The following is a 1,531-nucleotide window of genomic DNA, read 5'->3' on the forward strand; positions in this document are numbered from 1 at the left end:
GGCTATGTTGTGGATTCCTTTGATTTCTATTGGCGAGACTGGCATTGGCCGGCCTTCAACCTGGCTGATATTGCAATTGTCCTCGGTGCCTTACTTTTCGTTTCCAGCAGCTTGTTGGGTAAAAAAGCAAACACCAATGCCGAGCCGGATGGATCTGACTGACACCTACGCCTATACAACACCATGACCGAACTTCCCGACAACATCCTTCACCTGCCGCAATACCAAGTACTGGGCTGCAAATCAACCGACGACGAAATGCACTTCCAGGTGGACGTGCCCGATCCCATCGCCTGCGAGGAATGCGGCGTGCAGGGTGAGTTCGTACGGTTCGGCAAGCGTGACGTTCCCTATCGTGATCTGCCCATCCACGGCAAGCGGGTCACTCTCTGGGTGGTCCGCCGCCGATACACCTGCCGGGCCTGCAAGACAACATTCAGGCCCCAGCTACCGGAGATGGTGGACGGATTCCGTATGACACTGCGGCTGCATGAGTACGTGGAGAAGGAATCCTTCAACCACCCCTACACCTTTGTGGCGGCACAGACCGGCCTGGACGAGAAGACGGTGCGCGACATCTTCAACGCCCGCGCCGAGTTCCTGGGGCGCTGGCACCGCTTCGAGACGCCCCGCATCCTGGGCATTGACGAGCTATACCTGAACAAGCGCTACCGCTGCATTCTGACCAACATTGAGGAGCGAACCCTGCTCGACCTGCTGGCCACCCGCCGCCAGGACGTGGTGACCAACTACCTGATGAAGCTGAAAGACCGGCAGAAGGTCGAGATCGTCAGCATGGACATGTGGAACCCCTACCGGGCAGCGGTCAAGGCTGTGCTGCCCCAGGCCCGTATCGTGGTCGATAAGTTCCATGTGGTGCGCATGGCCAACGATGCCCTAGAGAGAGTGCGCAAGGGCCTCAGAAAGGAGCTGAAACCGTCCCAGAGCCGGACTCTCAAGGGAGACCGGAAAATCCTGCTGAAACGCGCTCACGAAGTCTCAGACCGGGAGCGCCTCATCATGGAGACCTGGACAGGCGCGTTCCCGCAACTGCTGGCCGCCTACGAGCACAAGGAGCGCTTCTACGGCATCTGGGACGCCACCACACGGCTCCAGGCAGAAGCCGCCCTGGACGAGTGGATAGCCACCATCCCGAAGGGCCAAAAGGAAGTCTGGAGCGATCTGGTAAGGGCAGTGGGAAACTGGCGCGAAGAGACCATGACCTACTTCGAGACGGACATGCCCGTCACCAACGCTTACACGGAGTCCATCAACCGACTGGCCAAGGACAAGAACCGTGAAGGGCGCGGTTACTCCTTCGAGGTGATGCGGGCACGAATGCTCTACACCACGAAGCACAAGAAGAAGGCACCGACTGCGAAGGTCTCTCCTTTCTACAAGAAAACCATCGGTTACGGACTGCCGGACTTCGCAGAGGAACTCAACTACGGAGTCGATCTATCAACCATCTGAGGGTGGTATCAGATTGATGGGGTGAAGGTGCCCCATCAACCATTAAATCCGTATACCC

General features: G+C 58.1%; 2 protein-coding genes. Both read left to right on the top strand.

Features of this window, described 5'->3' with window-relative positions; translation table 11 throughout:
* Positions 1 to 162 (top strand): signal peptidase II (locus tag Q9245_RS15920; RefSeq protein WP_199456018.1); only part of this gene is annotated, 162 nt, incomplete at its 5' end.
* 21 nt (positions 163 to 183) lie between these two features.
* Positions 184 to 1,473 (top strand): ISL3-like element ISPpu12 family transposase, encoded by a 1,290-nt coding sequence (locus tag Q9245_RS15925; RefSeq protein ID WP_004574636.1) that lies wholly within the window; start codon positions 184 to 186, stop codon positions 1,471 to 1,473.
* The last annotated feature ends 58 nt before the right edge of the window (positions 1,474 to 1,531 follow it).

Origin of the sequence: Marinobacter sp. MDS2, assembly GCF_030718085.1 — a bacterium.
Classification (GTDB): Bacteria; Pseudomonadota; Gammaproteobacteria; order Pseudomonadales; family Oleiphilaceae; genus Marinobacter.

Excerpts from the sequence above, each read along its gene's own strand:
- Q9245_RS15925 (WP_004574636.1), top strand. The coding sequence starts at position 184 with ATGACCGAACTTCCCGACAACATCCTTCACCTGCCGCAATACCAAGTA.